Source organism: Streptomyces sp. NPDC034085, assembly GCF_055575555.1.
In genome coordinates this window covers 311,977-337,183 of record NZ_JBVISL010000005.1, presented here as the reverse complement: position 1 = coordinate 337,183, position 25,207 = coordinate 311,977, and the positions used below count along the sequence as shown (strand labels likewise).

Sequence of the window (25,207 nt, the reverse complement as noted above, 5' to 3'; positions counted from 1 at the left end):
GCATGCAGGGCCCATGAACGGTGCGCGGTGCACGCGGACGGCGCTGGCGCGGGCCCTGACGGTGGCCTGCGTGGCCCTGCTGTGCCTGTTCGGCGCCGGTCCGGCGGCGACGGCCTCGGCCGGCGCGGACTCCCGCCCCGCCTCCTCCGCGCCGGCCGACCCCACCGAGGGCCAGTCGGAACCGGCCGGGGATCCCGTGGGCCGCGCCGCGCTGCGGGCGGTCCTGCGCGGCGTGCCGGCCGTACGGCGGCTGTCGCCGCGCATGTTTCACGTGGAACACGCGAGTGGGACGGCCCGCGCTGCTTCGTCGGGGACGGCCGCACCGGCCCTGTCCCGGCGGACGGTACGGAGTGTGGTCCTGCGCTGCTGAGCGGGCCGAGCAGCGGACGCGACCCCCCACACACCCCGAACCACCGTGAGGTTCCGCCATGCCCATCGACCCGTACGCCGCCCTGAACGCCATGCTCCGCGCCGAGGTCGCCCGCTTCTCGCCGCCGGTGCGCAAGGACGGGCAGGACCGTCGCACCGCCGCCCGGCCCACCGCCGACGTGCCCACCGCCGACGGCCGCCCCGCCGACGGGCGCCCCGCCGACGGCCGCCCCGCCGCGGACCGGACGGTGCCGCAGCCCGCCGCTGCCGCCGACGCGGAGCCCGTCTCCGGCACCCCCCGGCAGGACCCCGCGGGCTCGGCGGCGTAGCCCGGGCGGGACGGCAGGTGCCGGTGCCCGCACCCCGTGGAGGGGGTGCGGGCACCGGCGCCGGGCTCAGTCCTCCCGCGTGTAGTACCGGTAGAAGGCCGTGAGCCCCACACCCAGCCCCACGAAGAGGCCGACGACGGCGGCCCGGAGCACGGACTCGTTGGTCAGGCTGTGGAGGTAGCCGGCGGCCACGCCGCCGAACACGCCGTACGCGGCGGCGTGCGGCTCCCGCCTCAGCTTCGGGCCGACCCGCGCGAGGGCGACCATGCACGCCGCGAAGACCAGGCCGCACAGGATCCCGTAGAACACGTTGCCCGCGTCCACCGGGCCCATCTGGCGCTTGATGAAGGCCGCCCAGACCCCGTAGACGAGGCCGAGCAGCAGCGCGCGGACCAGGGTGCTCCTGTCGGTGTGCTGCCGCGCGTCCGCCGACCTCATCGGGCGGTGCCGCCGGGGGGCGGTGGGTGCCGCATGTGCCATGGCGGGGCTCCTCTCTTCCATCCTCAAGGGCACACCCGGCACCCGGGAGCGGCAAGTGGATCACCCGTCCGGGCGGTCTGGGACGCGTCCCGTGAGGGAATCGGGGCCCCGGACGCAGCAGCAGGGGTGGCGCCGCACCCCGCCGCCCGCTTTCCCTGGTGACGTGCGCACCTTCCTGTCGGCGGCCCTCATCGTGCTCGTGGCCCTGCTCGTTCCCGCGAGCGCGGTCGCGTACTGGGCCGACCGCCGGCTGGGCGACGCCGACCACTACACCGCGGTCATGGCGCCCCTCGCGCGGAACCCGGCGGTCCAGGACGTGGTCGTCACCCAGGCCACCCGTGCCCTGACCGGGCAGATCGACGCGGGTCCCTTCCAGGGCGGCGTGGACGCCCTCATCGGCGAGGCCCTGCGCTCCTTCTCCGGTACCCCCGCCTACCGGACGGCCTGGGAGGCGGCCAACAGGGCCGCGCACGCCGCTTTCCTCGAGGCCCTGGAAACCGGCCACGGGGACGCCGTCACCATCGACCTCGCGCCCGTGATCGCGCGGGTCAAGGAGGAGCTGCTCGCGGACGACGTGCCCTTCGCCGACCGGATCCCGGAGACCCACCTCTCCGTGAAGGTCATGGAATACGACAACCTCGGCGCTCTCCGGGAGGGGTTCCACGTGCTGCAGATCGCCGGAGTCTGGCTTCCGGTCCTGACCGTGCTGCTGGCCGTGTCGGCGGTGGCCGTCGCCATCCGGCGCCGGCGGGCCCTCCTCGCGACGGGCGCCGGGCTCGCCGTGGGCGCCCTGGTGCTGGGAACGGCGGTGAGCGTGTGCCGCCGCCTCACCTTGGAGGACCTGCCCGCCGACATCGACCGGCCCGCCGCCGCCGCGGTGTACGACGCCCTCACCGCGTTCCTGCGCACCACCGCCTGGGTGGTGCTCGCCGTCGGACTGGCCACCGCGCTGACCGCATGGCTGATGGGCCGGCTCGGCCGCACCCCATAAGCTCGGAAGGTACCCATCCTCCGCAGAACTCCCCAGAACGACCGATTCGCGAGCGGCGACACGGAAGCGGAATGACCACCGAACGACGCACCGAGCACATACCGGCCGGGCGGCCCCGGCCCCACCCCCTGGCTCCCCCCGACTGGCTGCTCGCGGGCCTGCGGCCGAGCAGCGCCCCCGTGCCGTGGGCCGCGGCCGCCCGCGCCGGGATCGCGATGGCCGCCCCGCTCGCCCTCGGCTTCGCCCTCGACGAGCCCGAGTACGGAGCGCTCGTCTCCATGGGCGCCCTCGCCGGCGTCATCGGCGACACCGCCGACGCCTACCGGATGCGGGTCCTGAACATCGCCGTCCCGCAGGCCCTCGGCGCCGTCGGCGTCGCCGTCGGCACCCTCGTCTACGGACACGGCTGGCTCGCCGTCGCCGTCCTCACCCTGATCGCGCTCCTCTCCGGGATGATCTCCTCGATCGGCACCGTCGCCTCCGTGTCGGGGCTGCTGCTCCTGCTCAACGCCGTCGTCGGGGCCGGCCTGCCGATGCCCCGGCCCTGGTGGACCGCACCGCTGCTGCTCACCGCCGGCGGCCTGTTCGTACTCGTCCTGACCCTGCTGGGCTGGCCCCTGCGCGGACGGCAGCCCGAGCGGGCCGCCGTCGCGGCCGCCTACCGGGCGCTGGCCGACGCCCTCGAAGCCTGTGGCGGGCCGCAGGCCGCGTACGACGAACGCCGCCAGGAGGTGACGCAGGCCCTCAACCAGGCCTACGACCTGGTCCTGGGCCGCCGCGCCCGGGTCCACGGACGCAGCCCCGCCCTGGTGCGGATGCTGGCCCAGCTGAACGTGCTGATCCCGCTCGTGGAGGCCGCGCCCGCCGCCCACCTGCGGGGCGTGCCGCTGCCGCCCGAGATCCCGGCGGCCGTACGGGAACTGGCCGCCGGCGTCGAGGAGGGCCGCACCGGGACCCCCGCCCTCGCCCTGCCCGCGGCGCGCACCCCGTCCGAGCGGGCCATGGACTCCGCGCTGCGGCACGCCTCGGCCATCGTGCACCTCGCCGAACCGGACCCGTACAACGTCGACGACCGCCTCGGCCGGCCCGCCGCCCTGCGCGTCCGGGCCGGGCGCGGGGTGCGCGACGTGATGCTGTCCGGGGCCTCCTGGCGGTACGGGCTGCGCCTGGCCCTGTGCATCGGGCTTGCCCAGTCGCTCGTCTCCCTGATCGACGTGGAACGCTCCTACTGGGTGGCGCTGACCGTCACCTTCGTCCTCAAACCGGACTTCGGGTCGGTGTTCTCCCGGGCCGTGCTGCGCGCCCTGGGCACGGCCGCCGGGCTGGTCCTCGCGGCCGCCGTCCTCTCCGAGGTGCCGCGCGGCTGGTGGGACGTACCGGCGATGGTGGTGCTCGCCGCGCTGATCCCCGCCTTCTCCGCCAAGGGGTACGCCTTCCAGACCGCGGCCATCACCCCCGTGATCCTGCTCCTGTCGGACCAGCTCAACCACGAGGGCTTCGACCTCATCCTGCCCCGGCTGCTCGACAGCCTGATCGGCTGCGGCATCGCCCTCGTCGCCGGCTACCTGCTGTGGCCCGAGAGCTGGCACACCCGGATCGGGGACCGGCTCGCCGACGCCGTCGACGACGCCGCCCGCTACGTGGAGCGGGCCTTCGCCCCCGTGACGGACGAGGCCGCGCTGCGGGCCGCCCGGCAGTCCCGCCTCCAGGCCCGGCGCCGCATCTACCGCGACCTCTCGGGGGTGCGCAGCGAGTTCCAGCGGGCCCTGACCGAGCCCCCGCCGACCGGGAGCCGGGCCGCCGCGTGGTGGCCACTGGTCGTGGCCGTGGAGCGCATCGTCGACGCCACCACCGCCGCGCGGGTCCGCGTCGACCACGGCGCCGCCGCGCCGGCGGCGGCGGAGGTCGACCGGATCGCGCGACAGCTCCGCGAGCTGGCCGAGGGCGTCCGTCGCAACCCCTCCCCGGTCCGCGCGGACACGCCCCCGGAGGCCGGCGGGGCCGACGTCCTGGCCCCCCTCCGCCAGGAACTGGCGGCCGCCCGCGCCATTTCCCACCTCTGACCTTCCCGCCGCGCCGCACCCCGTCCCCCCGGGGATTTCCCCGGGGGGACGGGCGGTGCGAGGGGCACGGATGGAGCAGTGGCCGGGCCGGGACGCGGGGCGGGGGGCAGCATCGTGTACATGCGCAGCACGCAGCTCCCGGCCCTCGCCGGTCTCGCCGCCCTCCTGGCGGCCACGGCCGGGTGCGCCGACGTGGAGGGGCTGCGCAGCGCGGGCGCCCTCGGCACCGTGCACGCCCCCAAGAGCCTGTGGAAGGGCTACCGCCCGGACCCGCCGGGCCCCGGGCAGCAGCCCGGCACGGCCGCCGTGGTGCCCGGGCTCCCCAAGGCGGAGGGGCAGAGCATGCGCGGGGTGGACGCGCTGGCCGTCGTACGGGCCGACATCACCTCCGCCACCGCCCAGGACGCGGGCTCCGGCCGGCTCGTCGACCCCCGGGCCGTCCAGCGGCTCACGCTCTGCACGGGGGCTGTGGACGGCGGCCCGTACTGCCCCGTCCGCCCGGGCGTCCTCCACGACCTGACCGGCAACGGCAAGGAGGAGCTGATCGCGGCCCTGGACGTGGACGGCCGGGTCACCGAGCTGCGCGTCTACACCGTCCGGGACGACGGCAGGATCGCCCGGATCCTGTCCCGGCGCGGGGTGCTGGAAGGGGTGGAGGTCGCCGCCGAGCACCTGTCGGTCCGCGAGCCCACGTCGAACCCCGCCTACATCTCCGTCTCCGACTACGTGTGGGACCCGAAGACCGGGAGCATGAGCCTGTCGCAGCTCACCCTCGACGACTGCCCCGCCCTCACGGACGTCCCGCACGGCGGGGACCGGTTCCGATGCGCGCGCTGAGCAGCCTGCGCTGGAAGATCGCCGTGACCACCACCCTGGTGTGCTGCGCGGTGGCCGCCGCCCTCGGGATCCTGGTGCACAACGTCGTCGCCCGGCAGATCGTCGGCGAGGTCCGCAAGGACGCGAACCGGGACCTGGACCACGCCCTCGGCCACTACGCGTACGGCACCGCCCACGGGGACGTGAACGCCGCCCTGGACCCGCCCGGCCTGCCCGCCCCCCTGCGCGGCCTCGTCGCACGCGGGCGGACCGGCAGCATGGTCGGCACCTACGAGGGCAAGCCGGTCATGTGGGCCGCCGCCCCCGCCGACCGGAAGGCGCTGGCCGTCTGGATCCCGTACGGGAGCACGCGCGAGCGGCTGCGCCACCTCGACACCGCGATCCTCGCCTCCTCGGCGCTGGCGGCCGGTGTGGTGGCCCTGGCCGGTGTGTTCCTCGCCGACCGGATCAGCCGCCGGCTCGTGACGACCGCCGCCGTCGCCCGCCGGATCAGCGCCGGCGACCTGGACGCCCGGGTCGGCTTCCCGGCGGACACCGGCCCGCACGGCTCCCGCGACGAAGTCCGGGACGTCGCACACGCCCTGGACTCGATGGCCGCCTCGCTCCAGGAGCGGCTGGAGGCCGAGAAGCGGTTCACGGCGGATGTCGCGCACGAGCTGCGCACCCCGCTGACCGGTTCGCTGGCCGCCGCCGCGCTGCTGCCGGAGGGCCGCCCCACGGAGATGATCAACGACCGGCTGGGCGCCCTGCACCGGCTCACCGAGGACCTGTTGGAGATCTCCCGGCTGGATTCCGGGGTGGAGCGGGCCGACCTGGCCCAGGTCGAGCTGGGCCGGGCCGTGGAACGCGCCGTGGCCGGCACCCGGTTGTCCGCCGAGGTACGCATCGTGCGGGACGCGGTGGTGTTCACCGACCGCCGACGTCTGGACCGGATCCTGGCCAACCTCCTGGCCAACGCCCACCAGCACGGGCGGCCTCCGGTCGAGGTGGCGGTGGAGGGGCCGGTGGTGGTGATCCGCGACCACGGCGGGGGCTATCCGCCCGAGCTGATCGAGCAGGGCCCGAAGCGGTTCCGCACCGGGGACCCCGGACGCGGCCGCGGCCAGGGGCTCGGTCTGACGATCGTCGCGGGCCAGGCGGCCGTGCTGGGGATCGCGCTGACTTTCGCCAACGCCCCGGACGGGGGCGCGCTGACGACGCTCCGGCTCCCGGTCGGACGGCTGCCGGAGACCGGCTGACCGGCCTCGCGGGGAGGCCCCGGCGGATGTTTCACGTGAAACACCTCCGCCCGGCAAACACCCCCGCCGGCCGGTCAACTGGCCCTGTCCACCGGCTCGATCAGACGCCGATGTTCTTGCCGTCCCTGCGCCACACGGACACCACCGCCGGGCGGACGATCTTGCCCGGGCCGTCGGGCCAGACCGACTGCGGCTTCTCCACGGACGCGCCGTCGATCTCCCCCGGGTGCTGGACGGAGACCAGGACGCGCTTGTCCTGGACCAGCGGACCGCAGGTCTCGGCCCCGCGCGGGACGGTGAGGAACTGCTTCAGCTCACCGCGCCGCTCACCCGCGGTCGCGACGGCGAACAGGCCGTCGTGCGAGCCGAGCTGATTGCCGTCGGTGGAGATCCACAGGTTGCCGTGCGGGTCGAAGGCCACGTTGTCGGGGCAGGAGATCGGGCTGACCTTGTCCTTGGGGAAGCCCGCGAAGTAGGTGGCCGGGTCGTTCGGGTCACCGGCGACCAGGAAGAGCCGCCAGGCGAAACCATCGCCCGCCGGGTCGTCGAAGTTCTCGGCGAGCTCCAGGATCTGGCCGTGCTTGTTCAGGTTGCGCGGGTTGGCCTCGTCCGCGCCGGCCTTGCCGGGCTTGCCGCGGTCGGTGTTGTTGGTCAGCGCGATGTAGACCCGGCCGGTGCGCGGGGACGGCTCGACGTCCTCGGGGCGGTCCATCTTGGTGGCGCCGACCTTGTCACCGGCCTGGCGGGTGAAGACGAACACCTCCTCGGCGGTCATGCCCTCGACGTGCGAGACGTTGCCGGAGGGGGAGGCGGTGGCCAGCTTGATCCAGACGCCGGAACCGTCGAACTCGCCGTCGGAGGGCAGCCTGCCGGAGCCGTCGATCGCGGCGGCCGGGGAGTCGCCGGTGAGCTTGGCGACGTAGAGGGTGCCCTCGTCAAGCAGCGTGAGGTTGTGCTCCTTCGCCGCGCGCGAGTCGCCCTTCATCATCCGCTTCGAGGAGACGAACTTGTAGAAGTAGTCGAAGCGCTCGTCGTCGCCCATGTAGATGACGGGGCGGCCGTCCTCGGTCAGGCGGGGCTGCGCGGCCTCGTGCTTGAACCGGCCGAGCGCGGTGCGCTTGCGCGGGACGGAGTGCGGGTCGTACGGATCCAGCTCGACGACCCAGCCGAAGCGGTGCGGCTCGTTGGGCTCCTGCGCGACGTCGAAGCGCTTGTCGAAGCGCTCCCACTTGCGCTCGGACGCGCCGGAGGTCACGCCGTAGCGCTTCAGGCGGGCGGCTTGCGCGGGGTCGGTGACCTGGCCGGCGTTGGCGAAGTACTGGTTGAAGTTCTCCTCGCCGTGGAGGGTGGTGCCCCACGGGGTGGTGCCGCCGGCGCAGTTGTTGAGGGTGCCGAGCACCTTGGTGCCGGTGGCGTCCGCGGAGGTCTTCAGCAGGGCGCTGCCCGCGGCGGGGCCGGTCAGCCGGAACTCGCTGGTCGCGGTCAGGCGGCGGTTGAGCTGGTGGCGGCTGACGGCCGTCAGCTTGCCGCTGCGGTGGTCCTCCTGGACGACGACCACGGACAGGCCGTGCGCGGCCCAGGCGATCTCGACCTGCTCGCGGGTGGGGTTCGCCGGGTCGTAGCCCTTGAACATGAGGTTCTCGTCCGTGTACTCGTGGTTGGCCACGAGCAGCTGGCGGCGCTCGTAGGCGCCGCCGAGCGGGAGCAGGCTGAGGAAGTCGTTGTTGTAGCCGAACTGACCGGCCTGGGCGGCGGCGGTCTGCCGGTCGGCGTTGAAGCCGGGGGCGCCCTTGACGATCGGGTCGCCCCAGCGGATCACCACGTTCTGCTCGTGGCCCTCGGGGATGGTGACCTTGTCGTCGGTGTTCGGCGCGACGGGCTTGAAGCGCAGGCCGCGGGCGGCCTCGCCCGCACGCCGGGCGTCGGCGTCGGCCACGGGGGCGGCGCTGGCGCTCTGGCCGCCGCCGGCGCCGAGGGTGACCGCAGTGCCGGCGGCGGTGGCGACCGTGACGACGGCGGCGGAGCGCAGCATCGAGCGGCGCGAGTAGGCCCGGGCTATGACGTCGCCGACGTACTCGTTGTCACTGGTGTTGGGCACCTCGTGGAAGCAGGCGTTTCCACAGCGGTAGCGGCAGGTAAGAGCGGAACGGCCGCTGCCATGCGGGTTGCCGATGAGCGGCAGGAGCTTGCGCACGGGGTGTCCTCCGGTAAGTGCACGGCGCCGACGACGTGTCGGTACGAATCCAGCGGCGACGCTAGGCGCGGGTTGCGCCGATGTGGCGGCGCGGGGGTGAACACCGGATGAACCCGGCAGGGCGGAGGGGCAGTTCGGCCGGAGGGTGCGGTCGACTGGAGAGCCGGGCGCCACGAAAGGCGCCCCTGCCGACGTTCCAGCCAAGGGGCCGATAACCTTACGTGTCCACTCTGGGCAGGGATCAACCGCGCAGCACGGACAAATGACGCACGCACTCATGCGAAAGGCCTGGCCCATGGGTATTCGGAGCTTGTTGCGCAAGGTGTTCGGACGGACCGAGGAGCCGGTCCCCGAGACGTCCGACGCCCCTTCGGCGGCCGTCCCGAGCCAGGCCGAACGCACCCCGATGGACGCGGCGGCCGATCTGGTGGCCGCGTCCTTCGACAACCCCACGGTCCCGCCGCAGTCGGCGCCGCGCGACCGCGAGCCGGGCACGCTGCTCACCGCCCCGGCCCCTACGACGGACCCCATCGTCCCCGAGGCCCGTCGCCCGGTGCCGTCGGCGGCTCCGGAGGGCGGCGCGGGCGGATCCGGGTCCCCGGAGCCTGCGGCCGGGGGCCCTGCGGCCCCGAAGGACCCCGAGCCGGAGGCCGCCGCCGGGCCGGAGGCCGAGAAGGCCGTCGCACCGGAGGCCGCGCCTGAGGCACGGGAGGAGCCCGAGGCCCCCGCGGAGGCCGAGGAGACCGCCGCTGAGGCGGCCTCCGAGCCCGTCGCCGCGGAGGCCGCGCCGCACGCGGAGAAGGCCGCAGAACCGGAGGCCGCACCGCAGGCACAGGAGGTCCCGGAGCCCGTCGCCGCCGAGGCCCCCGAGCCCGCCGCCGCCGAGGAGGCCGCCGAGGAGGCTCCCCAGCCCGTAGCCGCCGAAGCGCCGCCGCAGGCCGAGGAGCCCGCCGCCGAGGCCGCACCGCAGGCACCCGAGGAGGCAGCCACCGAGCCGCAGCCCGAGCCGGAGGCCGCGCCCGAGGCAGCCGCCGAACCGGAGTCCAAGGTCGTCACCGAGCCGGAGGCCGACGCCGACGCCGAGCCGCAGCGCGTGGCCGCCGAAGCGTCGCCGCAGGCGGACAAGGCCGAAGCGTCGCCGCAGGCGGACGGGCCCGCCGTCGCCGCCGCGGCGGTGCGCAAGCGCGCCCCCGGGATCGCCGGGGCGTACAAGGCCGCCGGCCAGGTGCTGCGCGCCAAGGGCAAGGCGGGGGCCCGCGCCAAGGTGTACCTCGTCCTGGACCGGTCCGGCTCGATGCGCGGGTTCTACAAGGACGGCAGTGCCCAGCACCTCGCCGACCACGCCCTCGCCCTGGCCGCGCACCTGGACGACGAGGCCACCGTCCACACGGTGTTCTTCTCCACCGAGCTGGACGGCACCGCCGAGCTGACCCTCGACTCCCACGACGGGACCTGGGTCGAGGCCCGGCACGCCGAACTCGGCCGGATGGGCCGCACCAGCTACCACGTGGCCGTCGAGGCGGTCGTCGAGCACTACCGCAAGGACGGCGGCACGGGCCCGGCGCTGGTCGTGTTCCAGACGGACGGCGCCCCCGACAACCGCCAGCCGGCCCGGCAGGCGATCACCGACGCGGCGGCCGACGCCCCCGGCATCCACTGGCAGTTCGTCGCGTTCGGCGACCACGACGCCAAGGCCTTCGACTTCCTGCGCAAGCTGGACGCCGAGAACGCCGGCTTCTTCCACGCCGGCCCGGCCCCCGCCGAGCTGACCTCGGCCGCCCTCCTCAAGGGCATCCTCGACCGGTTCTGACCGCGCGACGGAACGGCGAAGGGCCCGGGATCCGCGAGGATCCCGGGCCCTTCGTCATGTCCTGCTACCCAAGCGGCAGCGTCACCGCGCTGCGTCCGGGTGGACGGCCTCCGCGACCGGCTTCGCGTCGGCCGCCTTCGTCTCGACCGGCTTGCGCAGGGCGATGTTCAGCTCGCGCAGGCGGGACTCCTCCAGCACCGTCGGCGCGCCCATCATCAGGTCCTGGGCGTTGCCGTTGAGCGGGAAGGCGATCGTCTCGCGGATGTTCGGCTCGTCGGCCAGCAGCATCACGATGCGGTCGACGCCCGGGGCGATGCCGCCGTGCGGCGGGGCGCCGAGGCGGAAGGCGCGCAGCATGCCGGCGAACTCGCGCTCGACGGTCTCGGCCTCGTAACCGGCGATCTCGAAGGCCTTCAGCATGACCTCGGGCTCGTGGTTGCGGATGGCGCCGGAGGACAGCTCGATGCCGTTGCAGACGATGTCGTACTGCCAGGCCAGGATGTCGAGCGGGTCCTTCTCCTCCAGGTCCTTCATGCCGCCCTGCGGCATCGAGAAGGGGTTGTGCGAGAAGTCGATCTTGCCGGTCTCCTCGTCCTTCTCGTACATCGGGAAGTCGACGATCCAGCAGAAGCGGAAGACGTTCTCCTCGAACTGGCCGGCGCGCTTGGCGGCCTCGACCCGGACCGGGCCCATGATCTTGGAGACCTCGTCGAACTCGCCCGCGCCGAAGAACACCGCGTGTCCGGCCGCCAGGCCGAGGCGCTCGGTGAGGACCTTGACGTTCTCCTCGGTGAGGAACTTGGCGATCGGGCCGGTCAGCGAGCCGTCCTCGCCGACGCGCACCCACGCCAGGCCCTTGGCGCCCAGCGAGATCGCGTACTCGCCGAGGCCGTCGAAGAACTTGCGCGGCTGGGCGGCGGTGTCCGGGACGGCCAGCGCGCGCACGTGCTTGCCGGCGAACGCCTTGAACTCCGAGCCCTCGAACACGTCGGTGATGTCGACGAGCTCCAGCTTGGCCCGCAGGTCGGGCTTGTCGTTGCCGTACTTCATCATCGACTCGCGGAACGGGATCCGCGGGAACGGGGAGGTGACCGGACGGCCGCCGCCGAACTCGGTGAAGAGCTCGGTCATCAGCTTCTCGATCGGCTGGAAGACGTCCTCCTGCTCGACGAAGGACATCTCCACGTCGAGCTGGTAGAACTCGCCGGGCGAGCGGTCGGCGCGGGCGTCCTCGTCGCGGAAGCAGGGCGCGATCTGGAAGTACCGGTCGAAGCCGGAGATCATCAGCAGCTGCTTGAACTGCTGCGGGGCCTGCGGCAGGGCATAGAACTTGCCCGGGTTCAGGCGGGACGGGACGACGAAGTCACGCGCGCCCTCGGGGGAGGTCGCGGTGAGGATCGGGGTCGCCATCTCGTTGAAGCCGAGGGCCACCATCTTCGAGCGGATGGAGGCGATGACCGCCGAGCGCAGCATGATGTTGCGGTGCATGCGCTCGCGGCGCAGGTCCAGGAAGCGGTACTCCAGGCGCCGCTCCTCGTTCACCCCGTCGTCGGTGTTGATCGTGAACGGCAGCGGGGCGGCCGCGCCGAGCACCTCGACCTCGGCGGCCTCGATCTCGATCTCGCCGGTGGGCAGGTCCGGGTTGACGTTCTCGGCGCCACGGGAGACGACCTTGCCGTCGACCCGTACGACCGTCTCCTTGGACAGCTTGTCCAGGACGGCAGCGGCGGCGGTGCCGGGGCGGGCGACGAGCTGCGTGATGCCGTAGTGGTCACGCAGATCGATGAAGAGGATGCCGCCCAGGTCTCGACGATTGTGCAGCCAGCCGCTCAGCCGGACGTCGGAGGCGACGTCGGAGGCACGGAGCTCGCCGCACGTGTGGGACCTGTACCGATGCATCAGTCATCCAGTTCTACGCGATACCAGGGTGGATTCAACCCTCCCAAGGTTACCGTCCGGGCGGGGCACCGCGCGGGCGTGCCCGGAGAGGCTCCTGAACAGGCGGCCCCCGGGAATGACCTGTAAAGATGACCGGGTGCGCACCGAGGACGTCCTGGCCGCCATCGCGACCGGTCTGTGGCGATGGGACAACGCCTCCGGGACGGTCACCCTCGACAGCGAGGCCGCCCGGCTGCTCGGCCTGCCCGCCGAGCCCGTCGTCCTGCCCGAGGCCGCCGCGCGCTCGCGCTTCCATCCGGTCGACTGGAACGAGATCAACGGCATCGTGAACCTCGCCGTCGCCGAGGGCACCCTCGCCGAGGCCCGGCTGCGGATCATGGACGAGGACGGGCGCGTGCTGCGCACCGTGCGCAGCCGCTCCAAGCCCCTCCAGAACCTGACGCCCGACGGCCGCGTCGACTACGAGCTGATCGGCACCATCCAGGAGATCGCCGAGCCGCAGCCGGGCACCACCGCCGCGCATACCCCGATCACCGGCGACTGGCGGCGCTCCCGCGAGGCCTTCCTGCTGGACGCCGGCCGGGCCCTGGCCGAGGCGCGGTCCACGGCCGAGGTGCTGCGGGTGGCGGCCTCCCTGTCCATGCCCGGCTTCAGCCCCGACGGGCTGGCCGTCTTCGGGGTCTCGGGCGACCGGCTGTCGATCATCGGCCACCACGGGCACGCCCCCGGCGACGAGGGCCCCTTCACGGACATGAGCCTGGAGACCGACTACCCGGCGGCGGAGGTCGTCCGGACCGGCCGGGCCATCTACCTGCCCGCGCCAGAGGACTACGCGCGCCGCTTCCCCGTCACCTGGCCGCTCGCCCAGCCCTTCGGCCGGGTCTCCTGGGCCTTCCTGCCGCTGATCGTGGCCGGGCGGACCATGGGCGCCTGGATGGCCGCGTTCAAACAGCCGGTGACCTTCTCGCCCGACGAGCGGTCCGTGCTGACGACGGTGGCCCGGATGCTGGCCCAGGCCCTCCAGCGGGCCGGCGTCGCCGAGTCCGAGCGGGAGCTCACCACCGGGCTCCAGCGGTCGATGATGCCGCAGCTCGGGCCGGAGATCCCCGGCATGCGCATCGCGGCGCGCTACGTCCCGACCGGCGGCGGGCTCCAGGTCGGCGGCGACTGGTACGACATGATCCCGCTGCCCTCGGGGCGGTTCGCGCTGGTCATCGGCGACGTCCAGGGGCACGACGTACGGGCCGCCGGGCTGATGGGGCAGCTGCGGATCGCCGTGCGGGCCTACGCCTCCGAGGGGCACCGGCCGGACGCGGTGCTGTCGCGGGCCTCCCGGTTCCTGGCCGGGCTCTGCTCCTCCCAGGAGGAGGAGGCGGAGGCCGGGGACGGCGGCCGCGACCCCGACTTCCTCAGCCCCCGCTTCGCGACCTGCCTGTACGCGGAGTGCGACCCGGAGACCGGCCTGCTGGAGGTGGCCCGGGCCGGGCACCCCGACCCGGCGGTCCGGATGGCCGACGGCACCGTCCTGATGCGGCCGACGGCCGGCGGGCTGCCGCTCGGGATCGTCCCGGACACCGACTACCCGACGACCCGGTTCACCCTGGAGCCGGGCGAGACGATGATGCTGTGCACGGACGGGCTCATCGAGACCGGCGGCCACGACCTCGACACCGGCTGGGCGCGGCTGCGGGCGATCCTGGAGGCCGACGCCGACACGTACGGGGCCGGCGCGGGCGGCGGCTCCGCCGGGCTCACCGCCGGCCACCTGGAGCGCCTGGCCGACCTGCTCGTCCAGGCCGTGCACGGGCCCTCCTCGCACCACACCACCGGCCCGCTGGCCGACCGCCGCGAGGACGACATAGCCGTCCTGCTGCTCTGCCGCGAGGGCGCGGGCTGCGGCTGCGGGACGGACCTGCCGCACCCGGCCCGGCCGGCCCGGCGCACGATGCTGACCGTGGCCCAGGCGGAGCCGGAGCGGATCGCGGGCGCCCGCCGCCAGATCCGGGAGCTGCTGCACGACTGGGCGGACCCGGAGCAGGTGGACTCGGCGGAGCTGATGGTCTCCGAGATGGTCACCAACGTCCTGGTGCACACCGACGGCGACGCGCTGCTGGTCGCGGAGGCGGCGGGTGAACTGGGCACCCGGCGGCTGCGCGTGGAGGTGGCCGACGGCAGCGACGAGCTGCCGCACAAGCGCCACCCCGGGGAGATGGCCTCCAGCGGGCGCGGGGTGCTCCTGATGGAGATGCTGGCCGACACCTGGGGCGTCGACCCCAGGGGCGCGGGCAAGTCCATCTGGTTCGAGCTGTACGAGCGGTCCAAACCCGACGACGCGGACGGCGGAGCCGGGAACGAGTAGGGGGCCGGGCCCCCGCAAGCCGAAGGCAGGGGGCCGGGCCCCCCGCAAGCCGAAAGGTGGACACGGCGATGCCGACCCCCCTGCTGCCCGAACCGGTGCGGCGGCTGGCCGCCTGGTGCGTGGTGGTCCTGCTCGTCGCCGGTGTGACCGCCGTCGGCGTGTGGCTCTGCGTGATCTTCAAGACCGCCGTCACCCCGGTGCTGCTCGCCCTGCTCGGCACCGCCCTGCTCGGCCCGCTGTACCGGCGGCTGGTCCGGCTGAAGGTGCACCGCTCCCTCGCCGCCGCCCTCACCTGCCTGGCCGTGGTGGCCGTGGTCGGCGGGGCCGCGTACGTGGTCGTCTCCGCGCTCGTCCAGACCGGCGACGAGATCGTCGCCTCCCTCAAGCGCGCCGGTCAGGACCTCGCCGAGCACTTCGGCGCCGCCGGGACCTCGCTCCAGGACCTGGCCGGCAACGCCAAGCAGCTGCTCTCCAAGTTCGGCGGTACGGCCGCCTCCGGCGTCATCACCGGTCTCAGCGTCGTCGGCGAGGTGATCGCCATGGCGATCCTGGCGCTGCTGCTGATGTTCTTCTTCCTGCGGGACTCCGACCGGGCCTCGGCGGCCCTGCGCTCCCTCGCCCCGCACTCCACCGGGGACACCGTGGAGGCCATGGCGCGTCGCGCCTACCGGGCCGTCGAGGGCTTCATGCGCGGCACCACCTTCATCGCCGCGATCGACGCCGTGTGCATCACCGTCGGCCTGCTGGTGCTGCGCGTACCGGGGGCGTTCGGGCTCGGCGCGCTGGTGTTCGTCGGCGCGTACATCCCCTACCTGGGCGCCTTCATCTCCGGCGCCGTCGCCGTGCTGGTGGCCTTCGCCGACCGGGGGTGGGTGATCGGGCTGTGGGCGCTGGGCGTGGTGCTGGCCGTACAGGTGCTGGAGGGACACGTCCTCCAGCCCCTGATCCAGAGCCGGACCGTGCAGATGCACCCGGCGGTGGTGATGCTGGCGATCACGGCCGGGGCGAGCGTCGCCGGGATCCTCGGGATGCTGCTCGCCGTCCCGCTGACGGCGGCCGCCTTCGGGGTCGTCTCGGAGCTCCGGGGCCGCCACGCCCCGCCGGACACCGGCCGCACGTGACCGCGGGGCCTCCCGGCCGGGAGGCCCGCGGTGCGGACCGAACAGTGTCGTCGTAGTGGCCGGGGGCTTCGACCACACGACCCTAGGAGTGCTGCTCCGCCGAGACGGTGCGCTCCCGGGCGGTGGTGGGGATCCGGCCCAGCCGGCCCGCCTGGAAGTCGTCGAAGGCCTGCTGGAGCTCCTGCCGGCTGTTCATGACGAACGGCCCGTAGTGCGCCATCGGCTCGCGGATCGGCCGGCCGCCGAGCAGGACGATCTCCAGGTCCGGGGCGTTGGAGTCCTGCGCCTCGTCGGCCCGCACCGTGAGGGCGCCGCCCGCGCCGAAGACGGCCGTCTGCCCGGTGTGGACGGGCCTGCGGTCGGTGCCCACCGATCCGCGCCCGGCCATGACGTACGCGAGGGCGTTGAAGTCCTCGCGCCACGGCAGGGTGACCTGGGCGCCCGGGGTGACGGTCGCGTGGATCATCGTGATCGGGGTGTGGGTGATGCCCGGGCCCTCGTGTCCGCCCAGCTCACCGGCGATGACGCGGAGCAGGGCGCCGCCGTCGGGGGTGGTCAGCAGCTTGACCTTGCCGCCGCCGATGTCCTGGTAGCGCGGGGGCATCATCTTGTCGGAGGCCGGGAGGTTCACCCACAGCTGGAGGCCGTGGAAGAGCCCGCCGCTGACGACGAGCTGCTCCGGCGGGGCCTCGATGTGCAGGAGGCCGGAACCGGCGGTCATCCACTGGGTGTCACCGTCGTTGATGACGCCGCCGCCGCCGTTGCTGTCCTGGTGGACGAAGGTTCCGTCGATCAGGTACGTGACGGTCTCGAAGCCGCGGTGGGGGTGCCAGGGGGTGCCCTTCGGCTCGCCCGGCGCGTACTCCACCTCGCCCATCTGGTCCATCATGATGAACGGGTCGAGGTGCTGGTAGTCGATGCCGGCGAACGCCCGGCGCACCGGGAAGCCCTCGCCCTCGAATCCCCCCGGAGCCGTGGTCACGGCGAGCACCTTGCGGGCGGCGGCCGTCTGCGGCTCGGCCACGCGCGGAAGGCTCAACGGGTTCTCAACAGTCACTGCGGGCATGGTCAGGACCTCCTTCTGCGTCGAGTTTAGTTGAATCTCGAACTTTCTGCCACACCGCACAGAACGGCGCACGGGACCGGGGCATTCCCGGGCGGTGCGATGGCGTCCGCGTGCCGCCGCGATCCCGCCTTTTTCCTGGTACCTGACAACCGGATGGGCCGTCGCGGCGGTCTACCGGAGCATGGAGAACCGCACCCCCCAGCCCGACCCCGGCACCGGACGCCGGTGGAACCCGCCGGAGCCGCTGCGCGCCCTCGCCCGGGCCGCCGCCATGACCGCGGCGATGACCGCCGCCGGCTACGCCGTCTACCGCTGGGCGGCCACCGGCCTGCCGATGGAGCCCCTGCCCGGCTCGCCCTGGCCCTACCTCGGCGCGTGGGCCGTCCTGACCTTCCTCGTCTCCCTGCTCCTGCAGTGGGCGACGTCCGGGATCGACTACGACGGCCGCTGGAGCCTGGTCGCCGTCCCGGTCTTCGCCGGCATCCGCCTGTCGCTGGCCCACCGCCCGGACCCCGCGCTGCTGTACGCGTACGGCCTGGCGGCCCTGGCGGCGGCCGCCGCGGGCACCACCCTGTGGCGGCTGCGCCGCGGGGGCGCCGGCCGCGGATAGCACCGGGCCCGGCGGGAACGCAGGGCGGGGCGGCGGATCCCCGAGGGGGTGTCCGCAAAGTAGCGCCGGCCGCCCGCAGGGCGGGCCCTGCGGCGTCTGGTGCCGTGCATCGCAAGGCGGAGGGCCGCCCGCGTACTGGACGTACTCGGGCGGCCCCGACAACGCGGCGAGGTGCGGTGCCAGGCGTCGCAGGGCAGGCGGGACTTTGCGGACACCCCCTAGCGGACCCCCCGCCCCGACACCGGGGTACTACGGCACGTCAGCCGTACATGCGGCGCATCGCGAAGTCGACCATCTGCTCGACGGCCTTCGCGTCGAACACCATCCGGTGGTCGCCCTCCATGTCGAGGACGAAGCCGTACCCGGTCGGCAGCAGGTCGATCACCTCGGCGCCGGTGATGACGAAGTACTTGGACTCCTTGCCGGCGTACCGGCGCAGCTCCTTGAGCGTGGTGAACATCGGGATGACCGGCTGCTGCGTGTTGTGCAGGGCCAGGAACCCGGGGGTCTCGCCGCGCGGGCAGTAGACCTTCGAGGTCGCGAAGATCTGCTGGAAGTCCTCGGCGGACAGCGATCCCGTCGTGAAGGCCCGTACCGCGTCGGCGAGCGACGGCGGCGAGGGCTCGGGGTAGAGCGGCTGCTCGCCGTATCCGCCGGCCATCTGCTGCGGGGCGGCGTACTGCTGCTGCCCCGCGCTCACGTTCTGGTCGTAGCCGTACATGGACCGAAGCCTACCGAGCGGCTCCCCGCCCCAGGGACCCTCCGACCGATCCCGCTTGACGCTGGTCACAGTGGTCAACGAAGGGTTGATTCTTATTACTGGCGGGTAGCATCATGACGTTACCGATTGGTATGTACGAGGAACCTGTCTCCCCGAGCCTTAACGGAGCCGTCGCCATGGGGCACTACAAGTCGAATCTCCGCGACATCGAGTTCAACCTCTTCGAGGTGCTCGGCCGCGACAAGCTGTACGGCACCGGACCGTTCGGCGAGATGGACGCCGAGACCGCCAAGAGCATCCTGTCCGAGATCGCCCGCCTCGCCGAGAACGAGCTGGCCGAGTCCTTCGCGGACGCCGACCGCAACCCGCCGGTCTTCGACCCCGCCACCAACACCGCCCCGGTCCCGGCCTCCTTCAAGAAGAGCTACGAGGCCTTCATGGACTCGGAGTACTGGCGCCTGGGCCTGCCCGAGGAGATCGGCGGCACCACCTCGCCGCGCTCCCTGATCTGGGCGTACGCGGAGCTGCTGCTCGGCTCCAACCCGGCCGTCTGGATGTACTCCTCGGGCCCGGCCTTCGCCGGCGTCCTCTTCGAGGAGGGCAACGAGGCGCAGAAGAAGATCGCCCAGATCGCCGTCGAGAAGCGCTGGGGCTCCACCATGGTCCTCACCGAGCCGGACGCCGGCTCGGACGTGGGCGCCGGCCGCACCAAGGCGATCCAGCAGGCCGACGGCTCCTGGCACATCGAGGGCGTGAAGCGCTTCATCACCTCCGGTGAGCACGACATGGAGGAGAACATCCTCCACTACGTCCTCGCCCGCCCCGAGGGCCACGGCCCGGGCACCAAGGGCCTGTCCCTCTTCCTCGTCCCGAAGTTCCACTTCGACTGGGAGACCGGCGAGCTGGGCGAGCGCAACGGCGTCTACGCCACCAACGTCGAGCACAAGATGGGCCTCAAGGCCTCCAACACGTGCGAGATGACCTTCGGCGACCAGCACCCCGCCAAGGGCTGGCTGATCGGTGACAAGCACGACGGCATCCGCCAGATGTTCATGATCATCGAGTTCGCCCGCATGATGGTCGGCACGAAGGCCATCGCCACGCTCTCCACCGGCTACCTGAACGCGCTGGAGTACGCCAAGGAGCGCGTGCAGGGCCCGGACCTCGCGAACTTCATGGACAAGACCGCGCCCAAGGTCACCATCACGCACCACCCCGACGTGCGCCGCTCGCTGATGACGCAGAAGGCGTACGCCGAGGGCATGCGCGCCCTGGTGCTCCACACCGCGGCCGTCCAGGACGAGATCCAGCTCAAGCAGGCCGCCGGCGAGGACGCCTCCGCCCTGGTCGGCCTGAACGACCTGCTCCTGCCCATCGTGAAGGGCTACGGCTCGGAGAAGTCCTACGAGCTGCTCGCGCAGTCCCTGCAGACCTTCGGCGGCTCCGGCTACCTGCAGGAGTACCCGATCGAGCAGTACATCCGCGACGCCAAGATCGACACCCTCTACGAGGGCACCACGGCCATCCAGGGCCAGGACTTCTTCTTCCGGAAGATCGTCCGCGACCAGGGCGCCTCGCTGAACGTCCTCTCCGAGACGATCAAGAAGTTTCTCGCCGAGGGCCCCGGCGGCGAGGACCTCGCCCCCGCCCGCGACGCCCTCGCCAAGGCCGCCGTGGACCTCGAGGCCATCGTCGGCCAGATGATCGTCGACCTCACCGCCACCGGCGAGGACGTCAAGAACATCTACAAGGTCGGCCAGAACACCACCCGCCTGCTGATGGCCTCCGGTAACGTCGTCGTCGGATACCTGCTGCTCAGGGGCGCGGCCGTGGCCGCCGAGAAGCTCGCCGGCGCCTCCGCCAAGGACGTCCCCTTCTACACCGGCAAGATCGCCGCCGCGAAGTTCTTCGCCGCCCAGGTCCTGCCGGGCGTCTCGGTCCAGCGCGCGCTGGCCGAGGCCGTCGACAACTCCCTCATGGAGCTCGACGAGGCCGCCTTCTAAGCGGACGCGCCTCGCCGGACAGGTCGTACGCGGTGTACGTACGCACAGTGGCCGGACCCTCCCTGGCGGGGGTCCGGCCACTGCTGTCGGGCCGTGTCGGCCGTTGTCGGCGGTTCGTGGGACGCTCGTAGGCATGAGTCCACAGGAGCACCACAGCAACAGGGGGTATTCCGTCCCCGCCGGGCGGCCGTACGCCCTCAAGGAGCTGCAGGCGAACGTGGGCGCGCTCGGCGACCGGATCAAGGACCTCTACGACGGCGCCCACCCCGCCGAGTACGACCCCGTGGCCGACGCCCTCTACGTGGCCTTCCAGACGGCCGCGGGCCTCGCCCCCGCCAAGAGCTACACCGGCTGCCCCGAGCACCCCAACGGCGCCCTCGACCCCGAGGCGCCCGAGGGCTGGGGCCGCTGCCTCATCTGCAACGACCGGCGCCGCCTCGGCCGGCGCCTCCAGGGCGGCCGGGCGGCCGGCCCCGCCGCCGGCGAGCAGCGGCGGCTCGGCTACCCCGTCCCCGAGCCCCCGTACACCCTCGACGGCCTGCGCCACTACCTGCGCGTCATCGACGAACAGCGCTTCCACCTCACCCTGGCCTCCCCCGACCAGGACTTCGTCCGCCTCGCCGACGACCTCCACCGGGCCTTCATCGTGGCCCGCGAGCTGTCGCGGCCGCGCAACGCGTCGGGATGCTCCGAGCACCCCGGCGCGCCGATCGACCCCGATGCCCCTCCGGGCGAGGCCTGTATCTTCTGCGCCGGACGCAAGAGACGCGCGCAGCGCCCGCCGCAGACCCCCGAGATGCTCCCGCGCATCCGCCGGGGCGAGCGCAGACAACTGCAGCGCAGATTCGAGCGTCCACCGGGCTGAGCACGACCGGACCGCGGCCAAAACCCCCGCGGTCCCCGACCCTCCGGCCAACCGCCGCAGCCCGGACATGGCGAACACGACCGTCGTTAAGGTGAACCACATGAGCTCTCCCGCCCGCTTCGACCGCGGCCACACCGACGATCTGATGACCTTCCTGACGGCCAGTCCGTCGCCGTACCACGCCGTGGCCAACGCGGCGGAGCGGCTGGAAAAGGCAGGCTTCAGGCAGTTGTCGGAATCGGACGCCTGGGACTCGGGAACGGGAGGCCGGTTCGTCCTGCGCGGCGGCGCGCTCATCGCCTGGTACGTGCCCGAGGGCGCACCCGCCCACGCCCCCTTCCGGATCATCGGCGCGCACACCGACTCCCCCAACCTGCGGGTCAAACCGGTACCGGACACGGGCTCGCAGGGCTGGCGCCAGGTCGCGGTGGAGATCTACGGCGGGACGCTGCTCAACACCTGGCTGGACCGCGACCTCGGCCTCGCCGGGCGGCTGACCCTGCGCGACGGCACCGAGCGGCTGGTGAACGTGGACCGGGCGCTGCTGCGCGTCCCCCAACTCGCCGTGCACCTCGACCGGTCCGTCAACACCGACGGCCTCAAGCTCGACAAGCAGCGGCACATGCAGCCGATCTGGGGCCTGGGCGAGGCGCGCGAGGGCGACCTGATCGCCTTCCTGGAAGAGGAAGAGGGCCTCGCCCAGGGGTCGGTGGCCGGCTGGGACCTGATGGTCCACTCGATCGAGCCGCCCGCCTACCTCGGCCGCGACCGCGAACTGCTGGCCGGCCCGCGCATGGACAACCTGCTGTCGGTGCACGCCGGCGTCGCGGCCCTGGCCGCGGTCTCCGCCTCCGAGGGCCTGGACCACATCCCGGTGCTGGCCGCCTTCGACCACGAGGAGAACGGCTCCCAGTCCGACACCGGCGCGGACGGCCCCCTGCTGGGCAACGTGCTGGAACGTTCAGTCTTCGCGCGCGGCGGCTCGTACGAGGACAAGGCCCGCGCCTTCGCCGCGACCATCTGCCTCTCCTCGGACACCGGCCACGCCGTCCACCCCAACTACGCGGAACGGCACGACCCGTCGCACCACCCGCGCGCCAACGGCGGTCCCATCCTGAAGGTCAACGTCAACCAGCGCTACGCCACCGACGGCAGCGGCCGCGCGGTGTTCGCCGCGGCCTGCGAGCGGGCCGGGGTGCCGTGGCAGACCTTCGTCTCCAACAACTCCATGCCCTGCGGCACCACGATCGGCCCGATCACCGCCGCCCGCCACGGAATCCAGACGGTGGACATCGGCGTGGCGATCCTGTCGATGCACTCGGCCCGCGAACTCTGCGGCTCCGACGACCCGTTCCTCCTCGCCAACGCCCTCCTGTCCTTCCTGGAGGGCTGAGCCCCCAGGAAGGCGGCGGGACGACGGCCGACCGTCAGGCGTCCAGGCCCGCGAGCACCAGCGGGAGGCGGGAGGCGCCGGCGGCCGTGACGGCGACCGGGACGCCCCAGTCCTGCTGGTGGACGTGGCACGCCGGGTACTCGTTGGCCGGGTCGTCGTCGCAGGAGGCGGCCATCGCCGAGACGTGCAGCACCCCCTCGGTGACGTCGGGGTTCAGCACCAGGTCCCGGAACAGGTCGGTGCCCGCGCCCTCCCCCTGCGCCAGCAGCTCCGGCGGGGTCGAGGAGACCAGCAGCCGGGTGGAGGGACCGTAGCGGGTGTCCAGCTTCTGGCCGGCCGGCGCCTGGAAGACCACGTCGAGGCGGAGCGTGCCGGGGGCGACCTCGGTGGCGGCCCGCTGCGTGCGGTGGGCGACCGCGTCGACGCGCACGGCCTCCTCCGGCAGCCGCAGCCGGGTCAGGCGGTGCCGGGCGGACTCCACCACCACGATGTCCTCGCCGACCAGCACGGCGTCGCTCGGCTCACGCAGGTCCGTCGCGAGGGTGGAGACCCGGCCGGTGGCGGGGTCGTAGCGGCGCAGGGCGTGGTTGTACGTGTCGCAGACCGCGACCGAGCCGTCCGGCAGGGCGGTGACGCCGAGGGGGTGCTGGAGCAGGGCCTGGTCGGCGTCGCCGTCGCGGTGCCCGAAGTCGAACAGGCCGGTGCCGACGGCGGACCGCACGGCGTACCCGCCCTCCCCCTCCCGCTCCACGTACCGCAGGGCGCTGGTCTCGGAGTCGGCGACCCACAGCCGGTCCCCGGCGGCCGCGAGCCCGGACGGCTGCGCGAACCAGGCCTCGGCGGCGGGCCCGTCGACCAGCCCCTCGTTGGTCGTCCCGGCGGCCACCTCGACCGTGCCCGCCTCCGGGTCCCAGGTCCACAGCTGGTGCACCCCGGCCATGGCGATCCACACCCGGCCCTGCCACCAGGCCACGTCCCAGGGCGAGGACAGGTCCACCTCCAGCGCCGGCCCGGACGTCGGCGAGCCCTGCCACCACTGCCGCCCGGTCCCGGCGACGGTCTCGACCGCACCGGTGGCCGGGTCGAACACGCGCAGCGCGTGGTTGACGGTGTCGGCGACGACGACCCGGCCGTCGGGCAGCAGCGCCAGGCCCTGCGGCTCGCTGAAGGCGTCCGGCCCGAACCCGCGCGCGCCGCTGCCGATGCGGCGCACGACGCTCTCCCCGTCGGCGTCGAGCTCCACGAGCTGGTGCCGCGTCGAGTCGGAGACGAGGAGGTTCCCGGAGGGCAGCACGAGCGCCTTGCCGGGGAAGCGCAGGTCGGTCGCCGCGGGTTCGGGCGCCACGTAGGGGCCGTCCCCGCGCCGCAGGGTCCCCTTGGCCTCGTGCTCGGCCTCCAGCTCCTCGACCAGCCGCGCGACGGCGTGCGCGTGCCCCTCACCGGCGTGCTGCGCGACGACGTACCCCTCGGGGTCGATCACCACGAGCGTGGGCCAGGCCCGCACGGCGTACTGCTTCCACGTCGCCAGCTCGGGATCGTCGAGCACGGGGTGGTGCACCTCGTACCGCTCGACGGCGTCGACGACGGCGGCGTGCTCGGCCTCGTGCACGAACTTCGGCGAGTGGACCCCGATGATCACCACGGTGTCCCGGTGCTTCTCCTCGAGCTCCCGCAGCTCGTCGAGGACGTGCAGGCAGTTGATGCAGCAGAAGGTCCAGAAATCCAGAAGAACCACGCGTCCCCGCAGGTCGGCGAGGGTGAGTTCCTTCCCGCCGGTGTTCAGCCAGCCGCCCTTGCCGATCAGCTCGGGGGCACGGACACGGGCACGCTTGCGGGGTGCGGGCGCGGGGGTGGGCGCCGGGGCAGCATCGTTCATCCTTCAAGCTTGCCATCCGCCCGTGAACGCAGGATCACGCGCGTGCGGCGGTGCCCCGGGCGGTGGTGAGGAACGCGTGCAGGGAGGCGGTCAGGGACCGCACGAAGGCGTCGCGGGTTTCGGGCGGGAGGAGGTCCAGGGAGAGGTACGGGTTCAGGTCCTCCAGCTCGACCAGCAGCAGCTCCCCGGACGGGGCGCGGCAGGCGTCCACGCGCTGGATGCCGTGGGCGAGGGTGTTCCAGTCGATGAAGCGGCGGGCGAAGGCCAGGTCCGCGGGGGTCGGCTCGTACGGGGTGAGCTCCCAGCGGCGGGCGGGGTCCGGGGCGTGGAGGGCGTACTGGAAGGCGTCGTCGACGAAGTAGAAGGACACCTCGTACGCGAAGTCGATCCGCGGCTGGATGAGGACCTCTCCCGCCGGTCCGGCGGGGGTCCGGGTGAAGGTCAGGCCGATGGAGTCCGCGCCCTGCTTCGGTTTGACGGCGTACGTGTCCGTCTCGGGCAGGAGCGCGAGGTGCGCCGGGTCGTCGACCGTGGGGATCACCGGGAACCCGGCGGCCGTCAGGTCGAGCAGGTACTGCTTGCCGGCCATGTCGCCGCGGCCGGTGAGCGGGTTGTAGACCGGGGTGCCGGCGGCGAGCGCGGCCGCGCGGAAGGCGTCGTGGGCCCGCTGGTGGTGCAGGACCGGGCCGCTGTTGCGGACGACGACGGCGTCGAAGCCGGGCATCAGGGCCTCGGCGTCGAGCGGGTGGCACAGGGCCAGGGCGAAGTGTTCACGCAGGCGGGCGGTGAGGAACACGTCCTCGTCGCCGTAGCGGCGGCCGCGTGCGGGGTACGCCAGGTCGGTCACGTAGAGCAGACGCGGGGTGGGCATGGGGCCACGCTATCCCGGGCCGCGAACGGCTCTCGCTGCTGCGCAGCCACTGCCGCGTCACCATGGGCGGGGGAGGGCGAGGGGAACTCCGCCGGGTGGGCCGGGGGTTCGC

The 25,207-nt window shown here is 73.3% G+C and carries 20 protein-coding genes; 13 read left to right on the top strand and 7 right to left on the bottom strand.

What is annotated here, in order from left to right:
• Positions 1-13 precede the first annotated feature (13 nt).
• Both ACZ501_RS20235 and ACZ501_RS20230 read left to right on the top strand, forming a co-directional pair.
• The gene (locus ACZ501_RS20235; RefSeq protein ID WP_468797044.1) at positions 14-370 is read left to right on the top strand and encodes a hypothetical protein; all 357 of its coding nucleotides are present in this window, start codon (positions 14-16) and stop codon (positions 368-370) included.
• Positions 371-428: 58 nt separating this feature from the next.
• Positions 429-698, top strand: a complete 270-nt coding sequence (locus tag ACZ501_RS20230; RefSeq protein WP_468797041.1) for a hypothetical protein — start codon at positions 429-431, stop codon at positions 696-698.
• Positions 699-764: 66 nt separating this feature from the next.
• Here the strand turns inward: ACZ501_RS20230 and ACZ501_RS20225 are convergent, their stop codons facing one another.
• Positions 765-1,178: a hypothetical protein gene (locus tag ACZ501_RS20225; RefSeq protein ID WP_361596901.1), complete on the bottom strand. Its 414-nt coding sequence runs from the start codon at positions 1,176-1,178 to the stop codon at positions 765-767.
• 163 nt (positions 1,179-1,341) lie between these two features.
• Here ACZ501_RS20225 and ACZ501_RS20220 point away from each other — a divergent pair, with 163 nt between their 5' ends.
• The 4 genes from ACZ501_RS20220 (at position 1,342) to ACZ501_RS20205 (ending at position 6,307) form a co-directional block, all read left to right on the top strand.
• Entirely contained in the window at positions 1,342-2,169 is an 828-nt protein-coding gene (locus tag ACZ501_RS20220; protein WP_468797038.1) for a hypothetical protein, read from the top strand.
• Positions 2,170-2,240: 71 nt separating this feature from the next.
• Complete coding sequence (locus tag ACZ501_RS20215) at positions 2,241-4,232, top strand: FUSC family protein (protein WP_468797035.1); 1,992 nt, start codon at positions 2,241-2,243, stop codon at positions 4,230-4,232.
• Between the two features lie 120 nt (positions 4,233-4,352).
• Positions 4,353-5,069: a hypothetical protein gene (locus ACZ501_RS20210; protein WP_468797032.1), complete on the top strand. Its 717-nt coding sequence runs from the start codon at positions 4,353-4,355 to the stop codon at positions 5,067-5,069.
• Positions 5,057-6,307 carry a sensor histidine kinase gene (locus ACZ501_RS20205; RefSeq protein WP_361596889.1) on the top strand — a complete coding sequence of 417 codons (1,251 nt, stop codon included), beginning with the start codon at positions 5,057-5,059 and terminating at the stop codon, positions 6,305-6,307. Before ACZ501_RS20210 ends, ACZ501_RS20205 begins: the two co-directional genes overlap by 13 nt.
• Before the next feature lie 100 nt (positions 6,308-6,407).
• On the opposite strand, the gene ACZ501_RS20200 is transcribed toward ACZ501_RS20205, so the two are convergent.
• Positions 6,408-8,501 carry a PhoX family protein gene (locus ACZ501_RS20200; RefSeq protein ID WP_361596886.1) on the bottom strand — a complete coding sequence of 698 codons (2,094 nt, stop codon included), beginning with the start codon at positions 8,499-8,501 and terminating at the stop codon, positions 6,408-6,410.
• A 295-nt stretch (positions 8,502-8,796) separates the two neighbouring features.
• Here ACZ501_RS20200 and ACZ501_RS20195 point away from each other — a divergent pair, with 295 nt between their 5' ends.
• Positions 8,797-10,311, top strand: coding sequence for a VWA domain-containing protein (locus ACZ501_RS20195; protein WP_468797029.1), 1,515 nt, complete (start codon positions 8,797-8,799; stop codon positions 10,309-10,311).
• Between the two features lie 81 nt (positions 10,312-10,392).
• Here ACZ501_RS20195 and aspS read toward each other — a convergent pair whose 3' ends face one another.
• Entirely contained in the window at positions 10,393-12,210 is a 1,818-nt protein-coding gene (gene aspS / locus ACZ501_RS20190) for an aspartate--tRNA ligase (RefSeq protein ID WP_362463885.1), read from the bottom strand.
• 136 nt (positions 12,211-12,346) lie between these two features.
• Between aspS and ACZ501_RS20185 the strand changes: the two genes are divergently transcribed.
• The gene (locus tag ACZ501_RS20185; RefSeq protein WP_361596970.1) at positions 12,347-14,569 is read left to right on the top strand and encodes a SpoIIE family protein phosphatase; all 2,223 of its coding nucleotides are present in this window, start codon (positions 12,347-12,349) and stop codon (positions 14,567-14,569) included.
• Between the two features lie 68 nt (positions 14,570-14,637).
• A complete protein-coding gene (locus ACZ501_RS20180; protein WP_362463888.1) occupies positions 14,638-15,690 on the top strand; it encodes an AI-2E family transporter in 1,053 nt (350 codons plus the stop codon).
• An 82-nt stretch (positions 15,691-15,772) separates the two neighbouring features.
• On the opposite strand, the gene ACZ501_RS20175 is transcribed toward ACZ501_RS20180, so the two are convergent.
• Positions 15,773-16,756 (bottom strand): pirin family protein, encoded by a 984-nt coding sequence (locus ACZ501_RS20175; protein ID WP_361596874.1) that lies wholly within the window; start codon positions 16,754-16,756, stop codon positions 15,773-15,775.
• 181 nt (positions 16,757-16,937) lie between these two features.
• Here ACZ501_RS20175 and ACZ501_RS20170 point away from each other — a divergent pair, with 181 nt between their 5' ends.
• Complete coding sequence (locus ACZ501_RS20170; RefSeq protein WP_468797026.1) at positions 16,938-17,366, top strand: hypothetical protein; 429 nt, start codon at positions 16,938-16,940, stop codon at positions 17,364-17,366.
• 259 nt (positions 17,367-17,625) lie between these two features.
• Here ACZ501_RS20170 and ACZ501_RS20165 read toward each other — a convergent pair whose 3' ends face one another.
• Entirely contained in the window at positions 17,626-18,087 is a 462-nt protein-coding gene (locus ACZ501_RS20165; protein ID WP_042815576.1) for an SseB family protein, read from the bottom strand.
• Between the two features lie 176 nt (positions 18,088-18,263).
• Between ACZ501_RS20165 and ACZ501_RS20160 the strand changes: the two genes are divergently transcribed.
• The 3 genes from ACZ501_RS20160 (at position 18,264) to ACZ501_RS20150 (ending at position 22,348) form a co-directional block, all read left to right on the top strand.
• Complete coding sequence (locus tag ACZ501_RS20160) at positions 18,264-20,090, top strand: acyl-CoA dehydrogenase (protein ID WP_468797316.1); 1,827 nt, start codon at positions 18,264-18,266, stop codon at positions 20,088-20,090.
• 133 nt (positions 20,091-20,223) lie between these two features.
• Positions 20,224-20,955: a hypothetical protein gene (locus ACZ501_RS20155; RefSeq protein WP_468797023.1), complete on the top strand. Its 732-nt coding sequence runs from the start codon at positions 20,224-20,226 to the stop codon at positions 20,953-20,955.
• 100 nt (positions 20,956-21,055) lie between these two features.
• Complete coding sequence (locus ACZ501_RS20150) at positions 21,056-22,348, top strand: M18 family aminopeptidase (protein ID WP_362463898.1); 1,293 nt, start codon at positions 21,056-21,058, stop codon at positions 22,346-22,348.
• Positions 22,349-22,382: 34 nt separating this feature from the next.
• Here the strand turns inward: ACZ501_RS20150 and ACZ501_RS20145 are convergent, their stop codons facing one another.
• Both ACZ501_RS20145 and ACZ501_RS20140 read right to left on the bottom strand, forming a co-directional pair.
• Complete coding sequence (locus ACZ501_RS20145) at positions 22,383-24,224, bottom strand: NHL domain-containing thioredoxin family protein (RefSeq protein WP_468797020.1); 1,842 nt, start codon at positions 24,222-24,224, stop codon at positions 22,383-22,385.
• A 34-nt stretch (positions 24,225-24,258) separates the two neighbouring features.
• Positions 24,259-25,095: a hypothetical protein gene (locus tag ACZ501_RS20140; protein ID WP_468797017.1), complete on the bottom strand. Its 837-nt coding sequence runs from the start codon at positions 25,093-25,095 to the stop codon at positions 24,259-24,261.
• Between the last annotated feature and the right edge of the window lie 112 nt (positions 25,096-25,207).